The organism is Serratia ureilytica (assembly GCF_013375155.1).
Lineage (GTDB): Bacteria > Pseudomonadota > Gammaproteobacteria > Enterobacterales > Enterobacteriaceae > Serratia > Serratia ureilytica.
In genome coordinates, this window is record NZ_JABXOF010000002.1 from 628,402 (window position 1) to 652,492 (window position 24,091).

Genomic DNA, 24,091 nt, shown 5'->3' on the forward strand with positions numbered 1-24,091 from the left:
CGCCATCAATGCCATAATGTCACCGATAACACAGGAGAATGAAGATGAAGTTTGTCGGTGCACATGTCAGCGCGTCAGGCGGCGTGGATCAGGCGGTTATCCGCGCGCACGAATTGGAGGCGACCGCGTTCGCCCTGTTCACCAAAAATCAGCGTCAATGGAAGGCCGCCCCGCTGGCCGCCGACGTGATCGATAAGTTCAAGAGCGCCTGCGCCCAGTACGGTTACGGGCCGGGGCAAATCCTGCCGCACGACAGCTACCTGATCAATCTGGGGCACCCGGTAGCCGACGCGTTGGAAAAATCGCGCGAGGCGTTTATCGACGAGCTGCAGCGCTGCGAACAGCTGGGGCTGACGCTGCTGAACTTCCACCCCGGCAGCCACCTGCTGCAAATCGACGAAGATAAGTGCCTGGCGCGCATCGCCGAATCGATCAACATCGCGCTGGATAAAACCGCCGGCGTGACGGCCGTGATCGAGAACACCGCCGGCCAGGGCAGCAACCTGGGTTTCAAATTCGAGCACCTGGCGGCGATCATCGACGGCGTCGAAGACAAAAGCCGCGTCGGCGTTTGCATCGACACCTGCCACGCCTTCGCCGCCGGGTACGATCTGCGCACCGAAGAAGAGTGCGAGCGCACCTTCAAGCAGTTGGGCGACATCGTCGGTTTCAACTACCTGCGCGGCATGCACCTGAACGACGCCAAGAGCGAGTTCAACAGCCGCGTCGACCGCCATCACAGCCTGGGGGAAGGCAACATCGGCAAAACGGTGTTCAGCTACATCATGCGCGATCCGCGTTTCGACAACATCCCGCTGATTCTGGAAACGGTAAACCCGGATATCTGGGCCGAAGAGATCGCCTGGCTGAAGGCGCAGCAGTAACCCTCCCCTGGCCGCTCGCTTAAGCGCGAGCGGTTTCCCCCACCGCGTGCTCCGCCGCCAGCATGGCGCCGAACTGACGCAGCGTTTCTTCATCCAGGCCCGCAGCCCTGAACACCGCGGTGGTAAAACTGACCGGCGCCGATCCCGGTGACGTAATGACGCGGTCATCCACAACGGCGACGGCGCTCGCAACGTAATGGCGCTGCCCGCTGTAGCCCGCAACGTTGCGCGTCAAGAACTCGGCATCGTTGGAGGTATGCGCCCTGCCGTTCAACAGGCCGGCCCGCGCCAACGCCAACGTCCCGCCGCAAATGCCCGCCAGGGTCGCGCCGCGTTGATGCTGCTCGTTGAGCAACGCGCGGATATCCGGCGCCCGTTCGGTTTCCCACAGGGTGCCGCCGACCACCACCAGCACCTCGGGGCGCCAGTCCGCCAATTCGGCCACGCCGTGAGCAACGTCCACCGTCAACCCGCCCTGTGAACGAAGCGTTCCGGCCTGCGGCGCAAAAAACGCCACATCCAGCCCATAAAACGGGCCGCCAACGCCGGCAATCAGCGCGTATTCCCAATCGGCGAAACCGGATGTCAGTACGATCGCCACTTTTTTAGCCACTGATGAATCTCCTTGAATCATTCCTTGTTCGCAGGAACAAGGTCGCGCTATCAGCTTAGAAAGCCTTGTGGTTTCTGACCAGGGGTAAATCGTGCTAACTGCCTAAGACACAAATAAAAACGCGCAGCTCTGGGCTGCGCGTTTTGCGGTATCGGCGAGGCTTACGCCGCGGCGGCGACTGGCGTTTCAGCACGTTTCAGCAGGGCATAAGCCACCCCGGCCAACAGCGTGCCGGCGGCGATCGCCACCAGGTACAGCAACACCGGCGAAATCGCGCCCGGGATCAGCAGCACGAACAAGCCGCCGTGCGGCGCCATCAGCTTGGCGCCGAAGGCCATCGACAGCGCGCCGGTCAGCGCCCCGCCGGCGATGCAGCACGGCAACACGCGCATCGGATCGCGGGCGGCGAACGGAATCGCCCCTTCGGTGATGAAGCACAGCCCCAGCACCAACGCCGCCTTGCCGCCTTCCTGTTCGGATTTCGGGAACTTGCGGCGCGCCAGCAGCGTCGCCAGGCCCATCGCCAGCGGTGGCACCATGCCCGCCGCCATGATGGCCGCCATCGGCGCATACACCGAGGAGCTGAGCAGCGCCACGCCGAACGCGTAGGCCGCTTTGTTCACCGGGCCGCCCATGTCGGTGCACATCATGCCGCCCAGGATCGCCCCCAGCAGCACAGCGTTGGCGGTGCCCAGAGACTGCAGCCAATGGGTCAGGCCTTCCATGATTTTCGCCACCGGCGTGCCAACCACGTAAATCATGATGAGGCCGGTGATCAGGCTGGCCACCAGCGGAATGATCAAGATGGGCTTCAGCGCTTCCATACTTTGCGGCAGGCGCAGCTTGCTGCTGATCGCCCTGGCGACATAACCCGCCAGGAAACCGGCGATGATGCCGCCAAGGAACCCGGCGCCGGTGCTCACCGCCAGCATACCGCCGATCAGGCCCGGCGTCAGGCCCGGACGATCCGCGATGGAGAAGGCGATGAAACCGGCCAACACCGGCACCATCAGCGCGAAGGCGGAGCCGCCGCCGATCTGCATCAGCGCCGCCGCCAGGGTGCCCTTGACCTCAAAGGCCTTGATGCCGAACACGAACGACAGCGCGATGCACAAACCGCCCGCCACCACCATCGGCAGCATGTAGGACACGCCGGTCAGCAGGTGACGATACGGGCCGTTGCCCTCTTTCTTCTTCGCCGTCGGCGCCGCGCCGCTGCGCTGCTGCGGCTGGAACACTTCGGCTTCGGCCAGCGCCTTGTCCAGTTCCTGCGCGGTTTTCTTCAGCGCCAGACCGGTGGAAGTACGATACATCGGCTTACCGGCAAACTTGTCCAGATCCACTTCGATGTCCGCCGCGACGATCACCAGATCCGCCGCCGCCACTTCTTCCGGGGTGATGGCGTTGCCGGCGCCGACGGAGCCGCGCGTTTCCACCTTCACCCACCAGCCGCGTTTCTTGGCTTCACTTTCAATGGCTTCGGCCGCCATAAAGGTGTGCGCCACGCCGGTCGGGCAAGCGGTGATCGCCACGATGCGTTTTTGTCCATCGGCTTTCACCGCAGCCGCCTGCGGCGCCTGATAGGTTTCAGCTTCGGCCTGGGCGCGCGCCAGAAACGCGTCCGGTTCACGCACCGCCTGTTCTACCTCGCCCACATAGATCAATTTGCCGTTCAGCGCGGCGTCAGCAGGAGCAGCCTGCCCCGCCACCGCCACCAGTTCGGCGTCCTGCAGCGACTCGACCAGCGTCAGGCCGGCTTTGGCCGCGGCGGCCTCCAGCATGCGTTTCGCCAGGTGGCCACGGGCCTGTCCCTGCGAACTGTCTACCATCAGCAGCGTTTTCATTCTGCCTCCTGCTATTGATTGAAAGGTTTCAGATCGACGCGCGCCATCATCGCGGCCAACTGGGGACGATCGGTCACGCCGACGTTGCTCTGGCTGACCGCCAGCGCCGCTACCGCCGTGGCCAGACGCAGGGTGTGTTCGCTGGATTCGCGCATCAGCAGGCCGTAAATCAGGCCCCCGACCATCGAATCGCCGGCGCCCACGGTGCTGACCACCTCACAGGACGGCGGTTTGGCGATCCAGGCGCCGGACGCGTTAACCCACAGCGCGCCTTCCGCGCCAAGGGAGATGACCACGTGGGCGATGCCCTGTTCGCGCAGCGCATGCGCGGCGTCGACCACGTCCGCCAACGTCGGCAGCGGGCGGCCGGCCCAGATTTCCAGCTCGCGGCGGTTCGGCTTCACCAGCCACGGCGAGGCCTTCAGCCCGGCGACCAGCGCTTCGCGGCTGCTGTCGAAAATGATGCACGGGCACTTGGCGCGCAGCTGGGTCATCCAGTCGGTAAAGGCATCGGGATCGACGCCGGCCGGCAGGCTGCCGCTCACCGCCACCATGTCGAACTGGCCCAGCCAGCTCAGCGAGTCGCTGACGAAGCGATCCCAGTCCTGCGGCGTCACTTCGAAACCGGAGAAGTTGAAATCGGTCACTTCGCCGTCTTTTTCCGTCAGCTTGACGTTGATGCGGGTGCGGCCCGGTACCACCTGGAAGCGGTTGGCGATCCCCAGATCGCTGAACAGCAGCTGGAAACCGTCCTGATTGTCTTTGCCCAGGAAGCCGCCGACGGTGACGTCGATGCCTAAATCTTTCAACACCTTGGCGACGTTGATACCCTTACCGGCGGCGTGCAGGCCGGCGGTTTTTACCCGGTTGACTTCCCCGCGTTCAATCTGCGGGCAGAAACCCACCAGATCGTACGCCGGGTTCAGGGTGATTGTTGCTACTCTTCTGCTCATGCTGCGCCCTCGCCCAGTCCTTCATTAATCGCTTCGCCAATCGCCTTCAGCGCGGCTTCAGCATCTTCTCCATTGGCGGTAAAGCGCAGGTGATGCCCTTTCTTCACGCCCAACGCCACCACCTTCATCAGGCTGCGCCCGTTGGCCGGCTTGCCGCTGCCGTCCAGGTTGGTGACGGTGATGTCACTGTTGAAACTTTTGATCACGTTGACCAGCGCCGTGCCCGGCCGCGCGTGCAGACCGTGCTCGTTGCGGATCACGAACTCGGCGCTCAGCACGCTGCTCTCTTCCGCCACGTCGCTGGTCAGCAGCGCCAGCACGCCGGCGGCATCCGCCTTCAGCAAGCGTTCAGCTTTGTTGGCCAGCAGCAGATCGCTGAGGTAGTTGAGCACCGCCAGCGGCTGCGCGTCGGCGACCGACACCGTCAGCAGCAGCGCCACCGGCTCGCCGTCTTCCACGAAAGCCTGCGCCGGGCGGCTGACGGTGGCCGCGCTGGTCAGGTTGCCTTCAACGCTGTCGCTCAGCCAAATGCCCTGCCCCAGATTCAGCGGCTTGCGGGTGATGGCATCGCTGACGAACTGCGCGTTGACCGCCCCGATTTTTTGCAGACGGCCGGCGTTCAGCGCCTGTAGCGTCATCAGGCTGTCGGCGGCGACGTCGAGCGCAATCAGCGAAACGTCGAACTGGAATTCGGCGCTCTGCCGTTCGCCCATCAACAGGCTGCGCAGCTCTTCCGCGGAGGTGGTTTTCGCCAGCCGCTCCGCCACGCTGTCATCGCTCAGCACGTGGGTGAGCTGACGCAGCAGCGCCAAATGCTCGTCGGAACGGGCGGCGATGCCGATCGCCACATAGGCGGTCTGGCCCTCCCCCCACGCGATGCCCTGCGGGAACTGGAACACCTGCACGCCGGTTTTCAACACCAGATCGCGGGTATCGGTGGTGCCGTGCGGAATGGCGATGCCGTTGCCCAGGTAGGTGGACGTCTGCAGTTCGCGCTGCAGCATGCCGTCCACATAACCGGCGCTGACGCAGCCGGCGTCGGTCAGCGCGGCGGCCACCTGACGGATGGCCTCCTGCTTATCGGCGGCAGCGGCGCCCAGATGAATGTCTTGCGGTGACAACTGGAACATGATTCTCCTCTCCTGCTGAATTGAATCGTTTCAGCTTCATTGAGAAAAAGGAGCGTTACCCGCTGCCCACAAGCGGTCGGATAACGCTGAAACGTTTCAAGGAGTGTGTAAGCAGCGCAAGATGAAAGCAAGTTTTCTCCCTTTCGCCATTGCAGATTTTTGAGCTTACGCACACTTTCATCGGCGCATTGGTCAGCGCCGGGGCAAAATGACATACTGTGCTGAAACTTTGCTGACGGAGAAAAGCATGAATGTAGTGACGGGCGTCGGGGTGATCATCGTGAACCCGCAAGGCGAGATTTTGCTGGGCAAACGCTGCGGCTCCCACGCGCCCTTTTGGTCGATCCCCGGCGGGCATCTGGATGCCGGTGAAACCTTCGAGCAGTGCGCCCAGCGCGAAATTGCCGAAGAAACCGGGTTGATCATCGATCCGCCGCGCTTCGTTGGCGTCAGCAACAATCTGCAAACCTGGCGCGCCGAAGGCAAACACACGGTGTCCATCTGTCTGCAGGTGGCGCATCCCGGCGGCGAAGCCGAGCTGAAAGAACCCGAAAAATGCGCCGAGTGGCGCTGGTGCGCGCCGGACGCCCTGCCGGAACCGCATTTCGAAGCCAGCCTCACCGCCATCCGCCTGTGGTTGAGCGGCCAGGCCTATCTGCCCACGGCCTGACCCATCGCGAGCGCGTGCTGCGCTCGCTTTCCCTGCTGCACCGCCCCACCGCTATATAATTTAGAATATAACGCTATTTTTTGCGATATACGCCATTTTTTTGACTATGGATAACCCTATGGGGTTAACCCTCTTCTATTATTACCCCTGCAATCGACGTGGCATTCTGACCTTCGGTCGGTGGCCTTTTGGCAAGATTTTATTTTAAATTCATAATTATAAGCGGGTTTACCATGAGCAAAAAACTGACTGGCTTTGAAAAAAAGCGCCGGTGGGGATGGCTATGGCTTTTGCTGCTGGGGATTATCCTCGGCGCGGCGCTGTTGGCCGGGACCGCCACCGTATTCCATAAAACCAGCGATACCGCCTTCTGCGTTTCCTGCCACACCATGCAACAACCGCTGGCCGAATATCAGGGCAGCGTCCACTTCCAGAACACCAAAGGCATCCGCGCCGAGTGCGCCGACTGCCACGTCCCCCATCAGCCGATCGATTACCTGTGGACCAAAATCCGCGCGGTGAAAGACATTTACGGCGAAATGGTCGGTACCATCGACACACCGGAAAAATACGAAGCGCACAAGCTGGCGATGGCGCAATCGGTCTGGAAGACGCTGAAAGAGAACGACTCGGCCACCTGCCGCTCCTGCCACAGCTACGACGCCATGGACATCACCGCCCAGCGCCCTGAGGCGCGCCTGCAGCACCCGGTAGCGATCAAACAGGGCGAGACCTGCATCGACTGCCATAAGGGCGTGGCCCACATCCTGCCGGACATGAGCGGCGAAACCCAGGCCGGCGCCGCCGAGCTGGCGAAGGCCGCGGCGTTGACCGCCCCGGACGCCACCACCCTCTACACCATCGCCACCGAGCCGTTCTTCCTCAGCGCGGACGACAGCCATAACGCCGGCAACCTGATGCCATCCACCGAAGTGCAGGTGGTGAAGCAGGAGGGCGACAAGGTGCTGGCCACCGTGAGCGGCTGGCAGCAGGACGGGGTCAGCGAAGTGTTCTACGCCGCGCAGGGTAAACGCATCCTCAGCGTGCTGCTGGGTGAAGACGCGCGCAAACAGCTGAAGACCGCATCCACCCAGACCGATGCGGAAACCGGTCTGGTCTGGCATCAGGTCTCTTTGCAAGTGTGGCTGCCGCGTAAACAGTTGATCGACGACCAGCAAAAAATCTGGCGTTACGCCGCGGACATGATGTCGGCCAACTGTACCGGCTGCCACGGGCTGACCGCGCTCGATCGCTTCAACGCCAACCAATGGATCGGCGTCATCAAAGGCATGGCGCCGCGCACCTCGCTGACGCAGGAACAGCTGCGCGTGCTGACACAATACGTACAAAAACACGCCAGCGACATGCCACCTGCCGCACCGGCCAAGCTTTAAGGGAGAAGCGCAATGAGCAACCAACAACCGTTAACAATGAGCCGCCGCCGCTTCCTGACCGGCGCCGCCGCGCTGGCCACCGCCCCGCTGCTGGCAGGCTTATGGCCCAAAGCGGCGCTGGCGCAGGCCATCAGCGAAGCGCTGCCGCAGTTCATCGTCTTGCGTCAGGCGCAAAAAGGCATCCTGACCGGCGCCCACTGGGGCGCGTTTGAGGCCATCGTGCAGGACGGCAAGATGGTCGGCGTGCAGCCGGTGCAGGACGATCCGTATCCCAATGAGCTGATCACCATGGCGCCTTATCAGGTGCACGCCGAGAACCGCATCAAATACCCGATGGTGCGTAAAAGCTGGCTGGAAGGCGGCCCCGGCAGCCGCACCGAGCTGCGCGGCCGTGACGAGTGGGTGCGCGTCAGCTGGGACAAAGCGACCGAGCTGGTGTGCAATGAGATCACTCGCCTGCAAAAAGATCACGGGCCGCAGTCGATCTACGCCGGTTCCTACGGCTGGAAAAGCGTCGGCATGCTGCACAACAGCCGCACGCTGCTACAACGCCTGATGAACCTGACCGGCGGTTTCCTCGGCTACGCCGGCGACTACTCCACCGGCGCGGCGCAGGTGATCATGTCGCACGTGGTCGGCTCGATGGAGGTCTACGAACAGCAGACCGCCTGGCCGAACGTGATCGAGAACAGCGAACTGGTGCTCCTGTGGGGCTGCAACCCGATGGTCACGCTGAAAAACAGCTGGAACGTGCCGGATCACGTCGGCCAGACCGGCTTCGAGGCGCTGAAGAAGAAAGGCACCCGGGTGATCAGCATCGATCCGGTGCACAGCGACAGCGCCAAGTTCGTCAATGCGCAGTGGATCGCCCCGCGCCCATACACCGACGGCGCCATGCTGATCGGCATCGCCCACACGCTGCTGACCGAGAAGCTGCATAACCCGGACTTCCTGAAAACCTACACCGTCGGCTTCGACAAGTTCCAGGCCTACCTGCTGGGCGAGAGCGACGGCGTGGCGAAAACCGCCGAATGGGCGGCCGACATCAGCGGCGTCGATGCCGACACGCTGCGCGGTCTGGCGCGCGAGATGGCGAAGCATCGCACCATGATCATGGGCGGCTGGGGCATTCAGCGCCAGCACCACGGCGAACAGCAGCACTGGCTGCTGGTGACGGTGGCGGCGATGCTCGGCCAGATCGGCCTGCCGGGCGGCGGCTTCGGCTTCAGCTACCACTATTCCTCCGGCGGCAGCCCGACCGCCAAGGGCGGCATCATCGCCGGCATCTCCGCCGGCAACGCGCCGAAGAACTCCCCGGCGCCGATCCCGGTGGCGCGCATCGCCGAATGCCTGAGCAATCCGGGCAAAACCATCGACTTCAACGGTGCCAAGGTCACCTACCCCGAGGTGAAAATGGTGTATGTGGCGGGTGGCAACACCTTCCACCAGCATCAGGACACCAATAACCTGGTCAAAGCCTGGCAGCGGCCGGACACCATCGTGGTCAACGAGCCTTACTGGACCGCCACCGCCAAGCATGCCGATATCGTCCTGCCGGCCACCACCAGCTACGAGCGCAACGATCTGGAAATGGGCGGCGACTATTCGCAGCTCTACGTGTTCCCGATGCATCAATGCGTGCCGCCGCAGCACGAGTCGCGTAGCGACTTCGACATCTTCTCGGCGATGGCGGCCAAGCTGGGCGTGCAGGAGGCCTTTACCGAGGGCAAGGATGAAACCCAGTGGCTGAAAGGCATGTACGACGACATGAAAAACCAGGCACGCGCCGCGCGGGTGGCGCTGCCGCCGTTCGACATGTTCTGGCAATCCAATAACTACGTGCGTTTCCCGGTGCCGGAGGCCAATAAGCAGTGGGTGCGCTTCGCCGATTACCGCGACAACCCGCTGCTGAACCCGCTGGGCACGCCGTCGGGCAAGATCGAAATCTACTCCGACGCCATCGCCAAAATGCATTATGCGGATTGCCCCGGCATCCCGACCTGGATGCCGCCGCACGAGTGGTATCGCGGACCGGAAGCGGCCAAGTATCCGCTGTCGCTCAATACCGCGCACCCGACCAACCGGCTGCACTCCCAGCTCGACAATACGCCGCTGCGCAAGAAATACGCGGTGGCGGATCGTGAAGCGATCCTGATCCACCCGCAGGACGCGCAGCCGCGCGGCATTACCGGCGGCGATCTGGTGCGGGCGTTTAACGATCGAGGCCAGATCCTGGTGGGGGCGGTGGTCAGCGAAGACGTGCGGCCTGGCGTGGTGCGCATCAGCGAAGGCGCCTGGTTCGATCCGGCCGATCCGGCACAGCCCGGCTCGCTGTGCAAGAACGGCAACGTCAACTGCCTGACCTTCGACATCGGCTCCTCCAGCCTGGCGCAGGGCAACTGCGGGCAGATGGCGCAGCTGCAGATCGAGAAGTATCGGGGGCCGGTATTGAAAAATACCGCGCACGCGGTGCCGCAAGGCGCCTGATCCCGCGATAAACAGAGGGCGCAACGCGCCCTCTGTTTTCCTCGTCGCCGCACGACATATCCGTTTACCCTTCGCCGCAAGGGAGCGGTTTGCGTTTCATTTCAACGGGCGTATGATGCGCGCGACCTTCCTTTTTCGACGAATTATCAACCACCATGCCGACTTCATCCGCAATAACGCGACGCGCGCCCGATCTCACTTCGCTGGCCTTTTTGGCGGTGGCGTTTCTTACCGGCATCGCCGGTGCGTTGCAAACCCCGACGCTGAGCCTGTTTCTGGAAACCGAGGTCAAGGTGCGGCCGGCGCTGGTCGGGCTGTTCTTTACCGGCAGCGCGGTGATCGGCATTCTGGTCAGCCAGTTTCTCGCCGGCCGCTCGGATAAACAAGGCGACCGCAAATCGCTGATCTTCCTCTGCTGCATGCTGGGTGCGCTGGGGTTCACGCTGTTCGCCTGGAGCCGCAACTACTATCTGCTGCTGATCGTCGGCGTGGTGCTTACCAGCTTCGGCTCCACCGCCAACCCGCAGATGTTTGCGCTGGCGCGTGAGCATGCCGACCGTACCGGCCGCGAGGCGGTGATGTTCACCTCCATCATGCGCGCCCAGGTCTCCCTGGCCTGGGTCATTGGCCCGCCGATCGCCTTCGCGCTGGCGCTGAGTTTCGGCTTCAAAACCCTGTATCTGGCGGGCGCGGCGGCCTTTGTCCTGTGCGGCCTGCTGGTGTGGAAACGGCTGCCCTCCATGCCGAAAAGCGCCGTGGCGAGCGCGCCTCTGGCCGCACCGCGCCAGCATCGCCGCGACGCGCTGCTGCTGTTTGGCGCCAGCACCCTGATGTGGACCGCCAACAGCATGTACCTGATCAACATGCCGCTGTATATGGTGCACGAACTGCGGCTGCCGGAGCGGCTGGTCGGCGTGCTGATGGGCACCGCCGCCGGGCTGGAAATCCCGATCATGCTGATCGCCGGCATGGTGGCGAAACGCTGCGGCAAACGGTGTTTGATGCTCGGCGCCGCCGTCGCCGGCGTACTGTTCTACTGCGGCCTGCTGTTTATCACCGGCAATGGGCAACTCATCGCTCTGCAGCTGTTGAATGCGGCGTTTATCGGCGTGCTGGCGGGGATCGGCATGCTCTACTTCCAGGATTTGATGCCCGGTCAGCCCGGCACGGCCACCACGCTGTTCACCAACACCATTCGAGTCGGCTGGGTTATCGCCGGCGCCATCGCCGGCGCGGTGGCGGAAATCTGGAACTACCATGCGGTGTTTTACGCCGCGCTGGCGATGGCCGCAGGCGCGACGCTGTGTCTGTGGCGGTTGAAAGACGCTTAAGGCGCGGTGTCCGCTTCCAGTCTGGCGAGGTAGATCAGCGCCTGATCGCGGTGATCGTGGCACATGTCGCGGCTCGGCTGCAGGCTGCCGCACACCTTCGGCCGCAGCGGCGAATGAAACAGGCCGCAGCGTAGCTGTTCATCCAAATGAATGCAGCGGGTATTGGCGGGCTTGCCGTTCGGCATGCCGGGGATCGGGCTGGATATTGACGGCGCGATACAGCAAGCGCCGCAGTCGCTGCGACAGTCCATCAGCGCTACTCCTGGTGGGCTGGGGAAAAGAAGCGCGACAATAGCAGCCGCGTGCGGCGGCCGCCAGCAGAATCCCTGCGCCTTGGCGATCTTTACACTCGTCCCGCAACCGTCTTGCCCCGCCGGATTCGCCACCTGACGAATAAATGCCCAAAAAGCCGCAATTTAAAGACAAAAACGCGTGAAGCGTGCAATTCCCACGCTTTACATGCGCCATGCACCCATGTACCATTGAGCTAGTACAAAAGAACTTCTTCCCTCAGGAGCACACATGTCTACGGACACCATCCAGAAGCTGGCCCGCCCTTCCGTCCTCGGCGGCGCGATGATCATTGCCGGAACCGCCGTTGGCGCCGGCATGTTTTCCATTCCGATCGTCACTTCCGGTGTCTGGTTCAGCGGCTCCGTCGTGCTGCTGGTGTATACCTGGGCCTGCATGTTGCTTTCCGGCCTGATGATCCTTGAAGCCACGCTGCACTACCCGAGCGGCGCCAGCTTCAACACCATGGTCAAGGATCTGCTGGGCAAAGGCTGGAACGCCGTGAACGGCCTGTCGGTGGCGTTCGTGCTGTACATCCTGACCTACGCCTATATCTCCGCGGGCGGTTCGATCATCGCGCACACGCTGGAGGGCATCGTCGGCGTCGGCCAGACCACCGCCGGCCTGGTGTTCGCGCTGGTCGTGGCGTTTATCGTCTGGCTCTCCACCCGCGCGGTCGACCGCCTGAGCACCATTCTGATCGGCGGCATGGTGATCACCTTCGTGATGTCGGTGGGCGACATGTTCACCCACGTGCAGCCTGCGGTACTGTTCAATACCGGTGATGACCAGGCCAGCTATCTGCCTTACGCCCTGGCGGCGTTGCCTTACCTGCTGACCTCGTTCGGCTACCACGGCAACATTCCCGGGCTGGTGAAGTACTACCACAAGGACAGCGGCTCCGTGGTGCGCAGCCTGGTGTACGGCACCCTGTTGGCATTGGCTATCTACATCCTGTGGCAGTATGTGATTCAGGGCAATATCGCGCGCGACGCCTTTAAGCAGGTGATCGCCGAGGGCGGCAATATAGGCAGCCTGCTCAAGCAAATGGGCAACGTCTCCAGCAGCCAGACCGTCAGCCAACTGCTGAACGCCTTCTCCTATATGGCGCTGGCCAGCTCGTTCCTCGGCGTGTCGCTGGGCCTGTTCGACTACCTGGCGGACTTCTGCAAATTCAAGGACGACGCCGTCGGGCGCAGCAAGACCGCGCTGGTGACCTTTGTGCCGCCGACCCTGGCCGCGCTGCTGTTCCCGAACGGTTTCCTGTACGCCATCGGCTTCGCCGGGCTGGCGGCCACCATCTGGGCGGTGATCGTGCCGGCGCTGATGGCGCGCGCCAGCCGCCGCCGTTATCCGCAGGCCGGTTATCGCGCACCGGGCGGCAACGGCGTGATCCTGTTCGTCATCCTGTTTGGACTGATCAACGCCGCCGCGCATATTCTGTCGCTGTTCGGCCTGCTGCCGGTCTTCCGGTAATCCCCGACGGGAGGGCTGCCGCCCTCCCTTTCCCGCACTGTTTTTGCGCCGGGCTATTGCCTGAAATCGGCGGCGCGAGTACCTTGTCGCAACTTCTCTAATACTCTTCATTGCGGATGAATTGAAATGGCAAGAGCTAACGAAATTAAACGCGGCATGGCGATCAGCTACAACGGCAAGCTGCTGCTGGTAAAAGATATCGACGTGCAGAGCCCGAGCGCCCGCGGCGCCAGCACCCTGTACAAAATGCGCTTCTCCGACGTGCGCACCGGCCTGAAAGTAGAAGAACGCTTCAAGGGCGACGATATCCTGGACACCATTTCCCTGTCGCGCCGCAAGGTGAACTTCTCCTATATCGACGGCGAAGAATACGTGTTTATGGATGACGAAGATTACACGCCGTACATCTTCAAGAAAGACCAGATCGAAGACGAACTGCTGTTCATTCCGGAAGGCGGCCTGCCGGGCATGCAGGTGCTGACGTTGGACGGCCAGGTGCTGGCGCTGGAGCTGCCGCAGACCGTGGATATGGAAATCGTCGAGACCGCGCCGGGCATCAAAGGCGCTTCCGCCAGCGCCCGCAACAAGCCGGCCACCATGGCCACCGGTCTGGTGATCCATGTGCCGGAATACCTCAGCGCCGGCGACAAGATCCGCATTCATATCGCCGAACGCCGCTACATGAGCCGCGCCGACTAGTCGCGCCAGCGGGGCCGATACTCGGCCCCGTTTCATTTTCCGCTACGGCAATTCCGGGAAAAATCGCCGCTTGAGCGCCAGCTCGACGCCGCGCAGCTCCGCCAGCCCTTTCAACCGCCCGATGGCCGAATAGCCCGGATTGGTTTTCTTTTTCAAATCGTCCAGCATCTGATGCCCATGATCGGGGCGCATCGGGATCGGCCGCCGATCGCCCGCCCGCTGCCGACGCAGTTCTTCGGTCAGGATCGCTTCGATCACCGCCACCATGTCCACATCGCCCTGCAGATGCGCCCCCTCGTGGAAGCTTTTCGGGTTTTCCTCGCGGCAGGTGGCGCGTAAGTGGGTAAAGTGAATGCGATCGCCGAAGGTTTCAATCATCCGCACCAGATCGTTGTCGGCGCGCACGCCGTAGGAACCGGTGCATAGGGTGAAGCCGTTATGAATACTGTCGACGGTCTGCTTCAGCCACTGCATGTCTTCGATCGTGGAGACGATGCGCGGCAGGCCGAGGATCGGCCGCGGCGGATCGTCGGGATGCACCGCCAGCCGGATGCCGGCCTCTTCCGCCACCGGCACGATGGCGCGCAGAAAGACCGCCATGTTTTCGCGCAGCTGCGCCTTGTCGATGCCGTCGTATTCCGCCAGGCGGCGGCGGAACTGCTCCAACGTATAGCCTTCTTCCGCCCCCGGCAGCCCGGCGATGATATTGCCCGTCAGCGTGGCTTTCTCCTCCTCGCTCATGGCGGCGAAATAGGCCGCCGCCTGACTGCGCTCTTGCGCCGTATAGTCCGCCTCGGCGCCGGCGCGTTGCAGGATATGCAGCTCGAACGCGGCGAAGGCGATTTGATCGAAACGCAGCGCTTTGGCACCGTCCGGCAGCGAATAGGCCAGATCGGTGCGCGTCCAGTCGAGGATCGGCATGAAGTTGTAGCAGACGGTGTCGATGCCGCAGGCCGCGAGGTTGCGTAGCGTCTGTTGATAGTTGGCGATATGCCGCCGCCAATCGCCGCTGTGGGTTTTGATCTCTTCATGTACCGGCACGCTCTCCACCACCGACCACACCAGCCCTTTTTCCGCCAGCAGCGCCTGCCGCGCGCGGATCTCGTCGATCGGCCAGACCTCGCCGTTCGCAATATGGTGCAGCGCCGTGACCACCCCGGTCGCCCCAGCCTGACGCACGTCATCCAAAGAGACCGGATCGTTCGGGCCATACCAACGCCATGTTTGTTCCATGTTGTGTCCTTATGCCTGTCTCGCATTGCGATGTTGTTATACCAGTTTAACTTAGATGTCAGCTAGATTTAACTTACTCTTTCGCCGCGCGCTGTCAAAATTGAACCGTTCATTGGTTGATCCGCTTCACGATTCTGGCTTATTTTGGCCTGACCAATTCCCTTAACCTGCCGACAACTTTAGACTGGGGGCAGTTTTTTATCGCTGGCGCCCCGCTGTCCATGCGTCGGCAAACTGGTCCGCTAACTTGACGCAAGTGGCCCGCCAGCTGTCTACTCGCTTTGGAGATGAGATGAATACGATCGCCAACACCCCGCTGCCGGGCGCCGTCCGGCAACCGAATTATGATCGCCGGGCCCTGCGCAGCCGCATCGTGCACCTGGGTTTCGGCGCGTTCCACCGTGCGCATCAGGCGCTGCTGACCGATCGGGTGTTGAACGCCCAGGGCGGCGACTGGGGCATTTGCGAGATCAGCCTGTCCGGCGGCGTGCCGCTGTTTCAGGCGCTGCGGCAACAGGATCATTTATACAGCGTGCTGGAGAAAGGCGCGGACGGCCATCAGGCCCTGGTGATCGGCGCAGTGCATGAGAGCGTGCACCGCAAGCTGGAGGGCATCGCCGCGGTGTTGGAGAAGCTGGCCGAGCCGCAGGTGGCGATCGTCTCGATGACCATTACCGAAAAGGGCTACTGCATCGAACCCGGCAGCGGGCGGCTGGATCGGCGGCATCCGGGGATCGTCGCCGATCTGGCGGCGCCGCATCAGCCGCAGACCGCGCCCGGCATTTTGGTGGAGGCGCTGCGGCTGCGGCGTGAACGCGAGCTGCCCGCCTTCACCCTGCTCTCCTGCGACAATATTCCGGAGAACGGCCACGTCCTGCGCCGGGCGGTGCTCGATTTGGCGCAGGCGCGGGATCCGTCGATCGCCGACTGGATCGCCTCCGCCGCCACCTTCCCCTGCACCATGGTCGATCGCATCGTTCCGGCCGCCACGCCGGCCACGCTGGATGAGATCGCCGCCGCGCTGGGCGGCGTGCGTGACGAATGCGCCATCGCCTGCGAGCCCTTCATTCAATGGGTCGTGGAAGACAATTTCGCCGCCGGACGCCCGGCATGGGAGCTGGCCGGCGCCCAGTTGGTCCGCGATGTGCTGCCGTTTGAGCATATGAAGCTGCGCATGCTGAACGGCAGCCACTCGTTCCTGGCATATCTCGGTTACCTGGGCGGCTACCGCTATATCAACGAGTGCATGGCGGACGAGCACTACCGCCGCGCCGCACAGCGGCTGATGCTGTGCGAGCAGGCCCCAACCCTGAGCGTCACCGGCATCAGTCTGCCCGACTACGCCGCGCAGCTTATCGCGCGCTTCAGCAATCCGGCGCTGCAACACCTCACCTGGCAGATCGCCATGGACGGCACGCAAAAGCTGCCGCAGCGCCTGCTGGACGCCGTGCGCTGGCATCTGCGGCACGGCGGCGACTATAGCGGGCTGGCGCTGGGCGTGGCGGGCTGGATGCGGTACGTCGGCGGTGTCGATGACGCCGGCCAGCCCATCGACATTCGCGATCCGCTGGCAGATGTCCTGCAACAGACGATCGCCGCCACTCCGGACGATCGGCGGCGCGTAACGGCGCTCTTGGCGCTGAAATCGGTGTTTGGCGAACAGTTGGCGACGCATGCCGCGTTTACCGAGGCGGTGACGCAAGCCTATTTGTCACTGCGCGATCGCGGTGCGCGTGAAACGGTGAAGGAGTGGGTGAAGCGGTGAAGTGCCTGCAGGCTGAGAATAACCATGCCGGCGTAACGTTACGCCGGCATGGCGGAACGACTTAACGATAAACGACCGTCATAACAGCAAGTTTCTTCTGTTGGTCTACCCACTTCATTTCGGTTGTGCCAAGATTCAGCGGAAGTTCTTTGCGTGTAGTATCAAAACCTGACAACGCTTGCTGGGCCTGATAATGCTGGCCGTTGCGGTAACATTGCGTATTCGCCTTAGAATCTGCAATCTTGACCGTGCAAGGACTTTCAACGATAGAGCCGACGAAGCGAATTACCCCGCCGGCCACTCCTGCCTGACTCACTGCCGTCCATGAAAACAACATTCCTACGATCAAAAATAACCGAAAGGTATTCATGGCAACCTCATTTTTAGTTAAGCCAATTTAACCATAGAGGATCTTGTTCGGAATAATCGCAAGGAAAGGGACGAGATTTGATCGTTAATCGCGTCATTAACAATGTAAAAACAAGCTACTAACAAAAGTTAACCGTATCTAATACAGGGTTTTATCTAAGAATTTTCTTGCCAAAAAAAGTGGATTTTGCCGGTTGAAAAGCGCAGGGTGGCGTGCAAAATTTGCGAGGTAGAGCACAAATTAAATCGCGCTCGCCGCCGCGACCGCGCAGAATCGCTCATTTATTAGGCAGGTTGATTTTTGCACCCAGGAATGATTAATGACTAAAACCAATCTGATTACCGGCTTCCTCGGCAGCGGTAAAACCACCGCCATCCGCCATTTGCTGGCCCATAAGCCCGAGCATGAGCGCTGGGCGGTACTGGTCAACGAATTCGGCGAGATCGGTATCGACGGCGCGCTGCTGGCGGACAGCGGCGCGGTGCTCAAAGAGATCCCCGGCGGCTGCATGTGCTGCGTCAACGGCCTGCCGATGCAGGTGGGTCTGAATATGCTGTTGCAGCAGACCAAACCGGACCGGCTGCTGATCGAGCCGACCGGGCTCGGGCATCCGAAGCAAATCCTGTCGCTGCTGACCCAGGAGAGCTATGCCGGCTGGATCGATCTGCAGGCCACGCTGTGCCTGCTGGATGCCCGTCAACTCAGTCAGCCCCGCTACCGCGACAACGAAAACTTCCGCGATCAGCTGGCCGCGGCCGACGTTATCCTGGCCAGCAAAAGCGATACCTATCGGCCGGAAGACAGACGGGCGCTGGAAGCCTGGACGGCGCAAGATCCGCTGCAGCGGCCCTGCTACGCCATCGCGCAAGGTGAGGCGGATGTCGCGTTGTTGTCGCTTCCTCGCACAAATCGTACAGAATTACCGGACGCACGACATCATCATGGTCAGGCGAAAACGCAGGGACTGGCGGCGTTGCGGCTGCCGGAGAACGCGCGTTGGCGGCGAGCGCTGAACGAAGGGCAAGGCTTCACCAGCTGCGGCTGGATTTTTGACGGCGACACCCGGTTCGACACCGTCGGCTTTATGGAATGGGTGCGGCTGGCGCCGGTCGAACGTGCCAAAGGCGTGGTGCGCATCCCCGAAGGCACGTTGCTGATCAATCGCCAGGGCCAGGATCTCAACATCGAAACCCGCCCGAACGCGCCGCTCGACAGCCGGGTTGAACTGATCCACAGCGAAAATGCCGACTGGAACGCCCTGCAATCCGCCTTGTTTAAGATTCGTTTAAGTTAAACCCCGTACCGTTGCCCCCCGGTTGCCGCAGGGCGGCCGGTTTTGTTTCGTTTTCATTTTTCCAACAGGTTTATGTCATGACACGCCGCAATTTACCCTTCATTCTCTTTTTCAACTTACTGGGCGTTGCGCTGTTTCTGTCCTGGTTCCTGCCGGCCAATCACGGCGGCTGGTTTACCCTGGATTCGGCGATCTTCTTCTTCTTTAACCGCCATCTGGCCACCGACCCGGCATTTTTGCACCTGGTCGCCATCACCAACAACCGCGCGTTCGATGTGATTTCACTGCTCGCCATGGGCCTGCTGTATTTGTACTTCTACCTGAAGCAGGACGCCGCCGGCCGCCGCCGTCTGGTGATCACCGGCGTGGTAATGCTGCTGACCGCCGTGGTGCTGAATCAGCTTGGCCACCTGCTGCCGGTGAAGCATCCGAGCCCCACCCTGACCTTCGACAATATCAATCGCGTCAGCGCATTGACCGGCATCCCCACCAAGGACGCCTCCGGCGACAGCTTCCCCGGCGACCACGGCATGATGCTGATTATTTTTTCCTGCTTTATGCTGCGCTATTTCGGCCGCGGCGCCTTCGCCGTCGCCCTGCTGATTACGCTGATCTTTTCATTGCCACGCGTGATGATTGGCGCCCACTGGTTTACCGATATCGCCGTAGGCTCGCTGTCCGTGGTCTTGGTTGGCACCAGTTGGGTGCTGATGACGCCTTGCAGCGACTGGATTATCGAACGGTTGAATCGCCTGTTGCCCGGCAAGCACCGCCCCGGCCAACCATAACTTACGTCTATGAGTCATTCCGGGAGGCGCCCGCCTCCCGCGTTTTATCCCCTCGCGATGCGCAAAATTTCTCCGCCCCCCGTTAACGCTTTTGCAACCTGATTTCACGCCAGATTCATACATCGGACAATTGGCGTTTTTTATATGAAGATTTACATTATGTTACATCACAAATTCATATAAAAAAGACCGGAAAAAGACTCGCAATCCCCTATTTGTTCCGGTAATCTCAGATGCGTTTGTGCCTGGTTTAAGTCGAATCAGTACGGAATCCGATAAAAATGTGCGTTCCCGCACGTTTTCAACGGTAACTGATTGTCGATGCAACAGGTGCGGACTAGGCTCGTTTCGTTTGGCATTTTTCAGGTAGCGACTTTCGTCGTTAAGGACTTCAAGGGAAAACAACAACAATGGTCAAATCTCAACCGTTTCTGAGATATTTTTTGCGGGTAGTCCCTGCAATTGCCGCTGCGGTTATGCTGTCAGCGTGCAGCTCGACTCACACTTCGAACTTGAGTAACGCACAAACTGAGATGCGTGCAGTTAATGACAAAGACGGTCTTTTACTGCAAGCCTCTCAGGATGAATTCGAAGCGATGGTCCGCAACGTTGACGTCAAGTCAAAGATTATGGATCAGTACGCGGACTGGAAAGGCGTTCGCTACCGTTTAGGCGGTGACACCAAGCGCGGCATCGATTGCTCGGCGTTTGTACAGCGCACCTTCCGCGAACAGTTCGGCATGGATTTACCGCGTTCTACCTACGAACAGGAAGATCTCGGTAAGAAAATCCAGCGCACCAAACTGCGCGCCGGCGATTTGGTGCTGTTCCGCGCCGGTTCTACCGGGCGCCATGTCGGCATCTATTTAGGCAACGATCAGTTCGTTCACGCTTCTACCAGCAGTGGCGTCATGATTTCCAAGCTGACCGATAACTATTGGAATAAACGTTATCGAGAAGCGCGCCGAGTGTTGACCAACGGCTGACGGCGCAACGCCCTGAAGATCCTGAATACCAAACGAGCGATAAACGCCGCCTACGGGCGGCGTTTTTTTTGGCTGTCGAATGAGAGCCCCCGGGGCTGAGCCAGGCCTTATCGTCACCTCACACCATTATTTTGATAAACTGCCGGCCGGAAATCGCGCCGACGAGGAAAAACTCGCCTATTATCGTCAGATGACGGCAACGGCGCGCCCGGCGTTATTTAAAACGTTTCCGCTTAATAGGTGCATTATATTTCTGTCGGCGACGCCTTGTATTTAAACGGCGTCGCCGGTTGGGTACGGGATAAAAGGCAAAAAATGAATAAAAAGCCGTTGGCACAATCCATTAAATGGCTGCGCGACACGCCTGACGCCCCGTTGCAGAGGTCTCGGTTATGGGCTTGAAAAGGGCGTTCTCTCGCAGCGTGTCGCACCGACAGCGCAGTCTGGCCAAAAGCGTTGTCGCCGCCCTGCTATTTTTTACGCTATTCACCGCGGTCACACTTTCTTTGATCAACCACCAGCGCACGCAATATCAACACAAGGTTGAAGCGCGTACGCAAAAATTCGCGCTGGGTTATATCTCGCACCTGACGGATGTCATGCAAAAAATGATGCCGCTGTTGGACAAACCCTGCCTCTCAAGCCAGTCAGACATCACCTATCAGGCGGCCTTTACCAGCGGCGTACGCACCTTCCTGCTGGTGAAAGACGGTTACGCCTACTGCTCCTCCGCCACCGGCGACATGATGCTGCCGATGAAAAACCTGTATCAGGACATCGATATCCACCTGCCTCTGGATCTGAAGCTGCAGCAGGGCACGCCGATCGTGCCGGACAAGCCGGCGGTCGCGGTTTGGCTGCGGCATCCTGGCGCATCGGCGACCGGCATCCTCGCCACGCTGGACATCAATTTGATGCCCTACCTGCTGTTCACTTCGCATGACGAGCAGGCGCCGGGCATCGCCATCGTGATGGGCAACCGCGCGCTGACCACCTTCAGCCCGAACCTGATGCCGATCGCGCAGTTGCCGCAAGACAAGGCGGACACCCTGACGCTGCCCAATCTGCCGCTGAGCATCCTGTTCTACAACGAGAAACTGACGCCCAACGATATTCGCCTGACGCTGCTGGGCAGCCTGGTGCTGTCGCTGATGATCGGCGTGCTCTGCTACTACATGCTGCTGTTGCGGCAAAGCCCGGAGCGCGCGCTGCTGCGCGGCATCAAGCGCAACGAGTTCTTCATCGAATATCAGCCGGTGTTCCATACCGGCAGCAACAGCATCGGCGGGCTGGAAGCGTTGATCCGCTGGCAGCATCCTATCGAGGGCCGCATTCCCCCGGATGTCTTTATCCCGTACGCCGAAAGCAACGGGCTGATCGTGCCGCTCACCCGCCATCTGTTCAGGCTGATTGCCGAAGATGCGCCGCAGCTCGCCAAGGCGCTGCCGCGGGGAGGCAAGGTCGGCCTCAATATTTCCCCCGCCCACCTTAGCGCGCCGTCATTCCATCAGGACGTGTATGAACTGTTGGCGCAGCTGCCGGGCGATTACTTTACGCTGGTGTTTGAAATCACCGAACGCGGCATGGTGGAAGAAGAGAGCGCGCTGGCGGAGTTCGACTGGCTGCATAAACAGGGCATCGAGATCGCGGTGGACGATTTTGGCACCGGCCACAGCGCGTTGATCTATCTTGAGCGTTTCACCATGGATTACCTGAAGATTGATCGCGGCTTCGTCAACACCATCGGCCAGGACACGGTCACCGCGCCGGTGCTGGATGCAGTGATTTCGCTGGCGAAAAAGCTGAAAATGCTGACGGTGGCCGAAGGCGTGGAAACCGCCGAGCAGATGCAGTTCCTGCAAGAACGCGGCGTTAACTTCATGCAGGGCTATTACTTCAGCAAGCCGCTTAGCATCGCTAATTTCGTCGCTTACTGCAATGCTAATCAGGTCTTTGATTATCAGGAAAAAAATAGTTAATCTTTAAGCATCTTTACCCTGCGCCCGCCCGAAGAATGCTATGCTGGGCGCCGGTTGTACTTTATTCCACAGCAGGAGCTTACCGTCTGATGTCCGTGCGCATTTTCGCTGCTCTGGTGCTCTCGGCACTGAGCTTCGCCTCGCAGGCCGAAGCCCTCAACGAAAGCTACGCTTTCGCCCTTCTCGGTGAACCGAAATACGCCGCCGACTTCAGCCATTTCGACTACGTCAATCCGGCGGCGCCCAAGGGCGGCGACGTGCGCCTGGCGGCCATCGGCACCTACGATAACTTCAACCGCTTCGCTACCCGGGGCGTGCCCGGCGAGCGCACGGATCAACTTTACGACACGCTGTTCGCAACGTCCGACGACGAACCCGGCAGCTTTTATCCGCTGATTGCCGAATCGGCGCGCTTCCCGGCCGACATGCGTTGGGTGGAAGTGGATATCAACGCCCGCGCGCGTTTCCACGACGGCAGCCCGATCACCGCCGCCGACGTGGCCTTCACCTTCAGCAAATTCATGGCCGAGGGCGTGCCGCAGTTTCGCTCCTACTACAAAGGCGTCACGGTCAAAGCCATCTCTCGGTTGACGGTGCGCATTGAATTCCCGCAGCCGAACAAAGAAGCGATGCTGTCGTTATTCGGCAGCCTGCCTATTCTCCCGGCCGCCTTTTGGCAAAACCATAAGCTCAACGAGCCGCTCAACACGCCGCCGCTGGCCAGCGGCCCGTATAAAATCGGCGATTATCGCCTCGGCCAGTACATCACCTATCAACGGGTGCGCGACTACTGGGCCGCCAACCTGCCGGTGAACCGCGGCCGCTATAACTTCGACAGCATTCGCTACGATTATTATCTGGACGATAAAGTGGCGCTGGAAGCGTTCAAGGCCGGCGCTTACGATTTCCGCATCGAGCCGTCGCCCAAGAGCTGGGCCACCCAGTATCAGGGCGGCAACTTCGCGCGCAACTACATCATCAAACAGGACGAGACCAACCAGGCGGCGCAAAACACCCGCTGGCTGGCGTTCAACATCCAAAAACCGCTGTTTGCCGACCCGCGCGTGCGCGAGGCGATCACCCTGGCTTTCGACTTTAACTGGATGAACAAGGCGCTGTATTACAACGCCTATCAACGCGCCGACAGCTATTTCCAAAACACCGCCTACGCCGCCCGCGGCTATCCGGACGCCGCCGAACTGGCGCTGCTGGCGCCGCTCAAAGGCCAGGTGCCGCCTGAGGTGTTCACCAGCATCTATCAACCGCCCGCCTCCGACGGCAGCGGCAACGATCGGCAAAATCTGCTGAAGGCGACCCAACTGTTGAAAGAGGCCGGTTGGGTGGTCAAAAATCAAAAGTTGGTCAACGCCAAAACCGGCCAGCCATTCGCCTTTGAGCTGATGCTGCTGAGCGGCAGCAACTTCCAGTACGTGTTGCCGTTCCGCCACAACCTGCAGCGGTTGGGCATCGATATGGCAATCCGCGAGATCGACGCCTCGCAATATACGCGCCGCATGCGCGAACGCGACTTCGATATGATGCCGACGGTGTACATGGCGATGCCGTTCCCCACCGCCAATTTACGCATCATTTGGGATTCGGAGTACATCAACTCCAGCTATAACACCCCCGGCGTCAAGGACCCGGCGGTCGACAGCCTGGTCAGGCAAATCGCTGAGCATCAGGGCGACGAAAAAGCGCTGCTGCCGCTCGGCCGCGCGTTGGATCGGGTGTTGACCTGGAACCGCTACATGCTGCCGATGTGGTACTCCAACCACGACCGCTACGCCTATTGGGACAAGTTCTCCACGCCGCCGATCCGCCCGGCCTACGCCATCGGCTTCGACAACTGGTGGTACGACGTCAACAAGGCGGCGCGCTTGCCGGCTCAACGGCAATAAGGA

Annotated in this window: 20 protein-coding genes; 13 read left to right on the plus strand and 7 right to left on the minus strand. The window is 61.0% G+C overall.

What is annotated here, in order from left to right; all coding sequences use genetic code 11:
• Nucleotides 1-44 precede the first annotated feature (44 nt).
• Entirely contained in the window at nucleotides 45-884 is an 840-nt protein-coding gene (nfo, locus tag HWW83_RS06410) for a deoxyribonuclease IV (protein WP_033643802.1), read from the plus strand.
• A 19-nt stretch (nucleotides 885-903) separates the two neighbouring features.
• Here the strand turns inward: nfo and HWW83_RS06415 are convergent, their stop codons facing one another.
• The 4 genes from HWW83_RS06415 to fruB form a co-directional block, all read right to left on the minus strand.
• On the minus strand, nucleotides 904-1,497 hold the full coding sequence (locus HWW83_RS06415) for a DJ-1/PfpI family protein (RefSeq protein ID WP_080273400.1): 594 nt from the start codon (nucleotides 1,495-1,497) through the stop codon (nucleotides 904-906).
• A 161-nt stretch (nucleotides 1,498-1,658) separates the two neighbouring features.
• Complete coding sequence (gene fruA, locus HWW83_RS06420; protein WP_047025332.1) at nucleotides 1,659-3,341, minus strand: PTS fructose transporter subunit IIBC; 1,683 nt, start codon at nucleotides 3,339-3,341, stop codon at nucleotides 1,659-1,661.
• A gap of 11 nt (nucleotides 3,342-3,352) precedes the next feature.
• Nucleotides 3,353-4,294: a 1-phosphofructokinase gene (gene fruK, locus HWW83_RS06425; RefSeq protein ID WP_141967709.1), complete on the minus strand. Its 942-nt coding sequence runs from the start codon at nucleotides 4,292-4,294 to the stop codon at nucleotides 3,353-3,355.
• Nucleotides 4,291-5,424 (minus strand): fused PTS fructose transporter subunit IIA/HPr protein, encoded by a 1,134-nt coding sequence (gene fruB, locus HWW83_RS06430; protein WP_033652540.1) that lies wholly within the window; start codon nucleotides 5,422-5,424, stop codon nucleotides 4,291-4,293. Before fruB ends, fruK begins: the two co-directional genes overlap by 4 nt.
• Nucleotides 5,425-5,671: 247 nt before the next feature.
• Here fruB and HWW83_RS06435 point away from each other — a divergent pair, with 247 nt between their 5' ends.
• The 4 genes from HWW83_RS06435 to HWW83_RS06450 all read left to right on the plus strand — a co-directional run bounded on the left by HWW83_RS06435 (nucleotide 5,672) and on the right by HWW83_RS06450 (nucleotide 11,306).
• Entirely contained in the window at nucleotides 5,672-6,094 is a 423-nt protein-coding gene (locus tag HWW83_RS06435) for a nucleotide triphosphate diphosphatase NUDT15 (RefSeq protein ID WP_103100947.1), read from the plus strand.
• Nucleotides 6,095-6,327: 233 nt separating this feature from the next.
• Nucleotides 6,328-7,488 carry a NapC/NirT family cytochrome c gene (locus tag HWW83_RS06440; protein WP_033643807.1) on the plus strand — a complete coding sequence of 387 codons (1,161 nt, stop codon included), beginning with the start codon at nucleotides 6,328-6,330 and terminating at the stop codon, nucleotides 7,486-7,488.
• Between the two features lie 12 nt (nucleotides 7,489-7,500).
• The gene (gene torA / locus HWW83_RS06445) at nucleotides 7,501-9,975 is read left to right on the plus strand and encodes a trimethylamine-N-oxide reductase TorA (protein ID WP_176589124.1); all 2,475 of its coding nucleotides are present in this window, start codon (nucleotides 7,501-7,503) and stop codon (nucleotides 9,973-9,975) included.
• Nucleotides 9,976-10,130: 155 nt separating this feature from the next.
• Nucleotides 10,131-11,306, plus strand: coding sequence for a sugar efflux transporter (locus tag HWW83_RS06450; protein WP_096242440.1), 1,176 nt, complete (start codon nucleotides 10,131-10,133; stop codon nucleotides 11,304-11,306).
• On the opposite strand, the gene HWW83_RS06455 is transcribed toward HWW83_RS06450, so the two are convergent.
• Nucleotides 11,303-11,557: a YkgJ family cysteine cluster protein gene (locus tag HWW83_RS06455; protein WP_019453627.1), complete on the minus strand. Its 255-nt coding sequence runs from the start codon at nucleotides 11,555-11,557 to the stop codon at nucleotides 11,303-11,305. The two genes, HWW83_RS06450 and HWW83_RS06455, sit on opposite strands and share 4 nt — an antisense overlap.
• A gap of 271 nt (nucleotides 11,558-11,828) precedes the next feature.
• Here HWW83_RS06455 and mtr point away from each other — a divergent pair, with 271 nt between their 5' ends.
• Together mtr and yeiP are read left to right on the plus strand one after the other, a co-directional pair.
• The gene (mtr, locus tag HWW83_RS06460; RefSeq protein ID WP_046687522.1) at nucleotides 11,829-13,073 is read left to right on the plus strand and encodes a tryptophan permease; all 1,245 of its coding nucleotides are present in this window, start codon (nucleotides 11,829-11,831) and stop codon (nucleotides 13,071-13,073) included.
• A 126-nt stretch (nucleotides 13,074-13,199) separates the two neighbouring features.
• Complete coding sequence (yeiP, locus tag HWW83_RS06465) at nucleotides 13,200-13,772, plus strand: elongation factor P-like protein YeiP (protein ID WP_004935725.1); 573 nt, start codon at nucleotides 13,200-13,202, stop codon at nucleotides 13,770-13,772.
• Nucleotides 13,773-13,814: 42 nt separating this feature from the next.
• Here yeiP and uxuA read toward each other — a convergent pair whose 3' ends face one another.
• A complete protein-coding gene (gene uxuA / locus HWW83_RS06470; protein WP_069100289.1) occupies nucleotides 13,815-15,005 on the minus strand; it encodes a mannonate dehydratase in 1,191 nt (396 codons plus the stop codon).
• A 292-nt stretch (nucleotides 15,006-15,297) separates the two neighbouring features.
• Here uxuA and HWW83_RS06475 point away from each other — a divergent pair, with 292 nt between their 5' ends.
• The gene (locus HWW83_RS06475) at nucleotides 15,298-16,770 is read left to right on the plus strand and encodes a mannitol dehydrogenase family protein (RefSeq protein ID WP_122004456.1); all 1,473 of its coding nucleotides are present in this window, start codon (nucleotides 15,298-15,300) and stop codon (nucleotides 16,768-16,770) included.
• Between the two features lie 61 nt (nucleotides 16,771-16,831).
• Here HWW83_RS06475 and HWW83_RS06480 read toward each other — a convergent pair whose 3' ends face one another.
• A complete protein-coding gene (locus HWW83_RS06480; RefSeq protein ID WP_004935734.1) occupies nucleotides 16,832-17,140 on the minus strand; it encodes a YmdA family protein in 309 nt (102 codons plus the stop codon).
• Nucleotides 17,141-17,459: 319 nt separating this feature from the next.
• On the opposite strand from HWW83_RS06480, the gene HWW83_RS06485 reads away from it, so the two are divergent.
• The 5 genes from HWW83_RS06485 (at nucleotide 17,460) to HWW83_RS06505 (ending at nucleotide 24,088) form a co-directional block, all read left to right on the plus strand.
• Nucleotides 17,460-18,434: a CobW family GTP-binding protein gene (locus tag HWW83_RS06485; RefSeq protein ID WP_033652532.1), complete on the plus strand. Its 975-nt coding sequence runs from the start codon at nucleotides 17,460-17,462 to the stop codon at nucleotides 18,432-18,434.
• A 77-nt stretch (nucleotides 18,435-18,511) separates the two neighbouring features.
• On the plus strand, nucleotides 18,512-19,222 hold the full coding sequence (locus HWW83_RS06490) for a phosphatase PAP2 family protein (RefSeq protein WP_046687525.1): 711 nt from the start codon (nucleotides 18,512-18,514) through the stop codon (nucleotides 19,220-19,222).
• Nucleotides 19,223-19,632: 410 nt separating this feature from the next.
• Nucleotides 19,633-20,208 (plus strand): bifunctional murein DD-endopeptidase/murein LD-carboxypeptidase, encoded by a 576-nt coding sequence (mepS, locus tag HWW83_RS06495; protein WP_033643815.1) that lies wholly within the window; start codon nucleotides 19,633-19,635, stop codon nucleotides 20,206-20,208.
• A gap of 392 nt (nucleotides 20,209-20,600) precedes the next feature.
• Entirely contained in the window at nucleotides 20,601-22,187 is a 1,587-nt protein-coding gene (pdeN, locus tag HWW83_RS06500; RefSeq protein ID WP_176589125.1) for a cyclic di-3',5'-guanosine monophosphate phosphodiesterase PdeN, read from the plus strand.
• Nucleotides 22,188-22,276: 89 nt separating this feature from the next.
• Nucleotides 22,277-24,088 (plus strand): extracellular solute-binding protein, encoded by a 1,812-nt coding sequence (locus tag HWW83_RS06505; RefSeq protein ID WP_042785061.1) that lies wholly within the window; start codon nucleotides 22,277-22,279, stop codon nucleotides 24,086-24,088.
• Nucleotides 24,089-24,091 lie beyond the last annotated feature (3 nt).

What these genes read in the sequence shown, in the direction of transcription:
- HWW83_RS06435 (WP_103100947.1), top strand. Translation starts at nt 5,672, where the DNA reads ATGAATGTAGTGACGGGCGTCGGGGTGATCATCGTGAACCCGCAAGGC.
- HWW83_RS06455 (WP_019453627.1), bottom strand. Translation starts at nt 11,557, where the DNA reads ATGGACTGTCGCAGCGACTGCGGCGCTTGCTGTATCGCGCCGTCAATA.
- pdeN (WP_176589125.1), top strand. Translation starts at nt 20,601, where the DNA reads ATGGGCTTGAAAAGGGCGTTCTCTCGCAGCGTGTCGCACCGACAGCGC.
- HWW83_RS06475 (WP_122004456.1), top strand. Translation starts at nt 15,298, where the DNA reads ATGAATACGATCGCCAACACCCCGCTGCCGGGCGCCGTCCGGCAACCG.
- mtr (WP_046687522.1), top strand. Translation starts at nt 11,829, where the DNA reads ATGTCTACGGACACCATCCAGAAGCTGGCCCGCCCTTCCGTCCTCGGC.
- HWW83_RS06485 (WP_033652532.1), top strand. Translation starts at nt 17,460, where the DNA reads ATGACTAAAACCAATCTGATTACCGGCTTCCTCGGCAGCGGTAAAACC.
- HWW83_RS06490 (WP_046687525.1), top strand. Translation starts at nt 18,512, where the DNA reads ATGACACGCCGCAATTTACCCTTCATTCTCTTTTTCAACTTACTGGGC.
- HWW83_RS06505 (WP_042785061.1), top strand. Translation starts at nt 22,277, where the DNA reads ATGTCCGTGCGCATTTTCGCTGCTCTGGTGCTCTCGGCACTGAGCTTC.
- fruB (WP_033652540.1), bottom strand. Translation starts at nt 5,424, where the DNA reads ATGTTCCAGTTGTCACCGCAAGACATTCATCTGGGCGCCGCTGCCGCC.
- HWW83_RS06440 (WP_033643807.1), top strand. Translation starts at nt 6,328, where the DNA reads ATGAGCAAAAAACTGACTGGCTTTGAAAAAAAGCGCCGGTGGGGATGG.
- fruK (WP_141967709.1), bottom strand. Translation starts at nt 4,294, where the DNA reads ATGAGCAGAAGAGTAGCAACAATCACCCTGAACCCGGCGTACGATCTG.
- HWW83_RS06450 (WP_096242440.1), top strand. Translation starts at nt 10,131, where the DNA reads ATGCCGACTTCATCCGCAATAACGCGACGCGCGCCCGATCTCACTTCG.
- HWW83_RS06480 (WP_004935734.1), bottom strand. Translation starts at nt 17,140, where the DNA reads ATGAATACCTTTCGGTTATTTTTGATCGTAGGAATGTTGTTTTCATGG.
- uxuA (WP_069100289.1), bottom strand. Translation starts at nt 15,005, where the DNA reads ATGGAACAAACATGGCGTTGGTATGGCCCGAACGATCCGGTCTCTTTG.
- yeiP (WP_004935725.1), top strand. Translation starts at nt 13,200, where the DNA reads ATGGCAAGAGCTAACGAAATTAAACGCGGCATGGCGATCAGCTACAAC.
- mepS (WP_033643815.1), top strand. Translation starts at nt 19,633, where the DNA reads ATGGTCAAATCTCAACCGTTTCTGAGATATTTTTTGCGGGTAGTCCCT.
- nfo (WP_033643802.1), top strand. Translation starts at nt 45, where the DNA reads ATGAAGTTTGTCGGTGCACATGTCAGCGCGTCAGGCGGCGTGGATCAG.
- torA (WP_176589124.1), top strand. Translation starts at nt 7,501, where the DNA reads ATGAGCAACCAACAACCGTTAACAATGAGCCGCCGCCGCTTCCTGACC.
- fruA (WP_047025332.1), bottom strand. Translation starts at nt 3,341, where the DNA reads ATGAAAACGCTGCTGATGGTAGACAGTTCGCAGGGACAGGCCCGTGGC.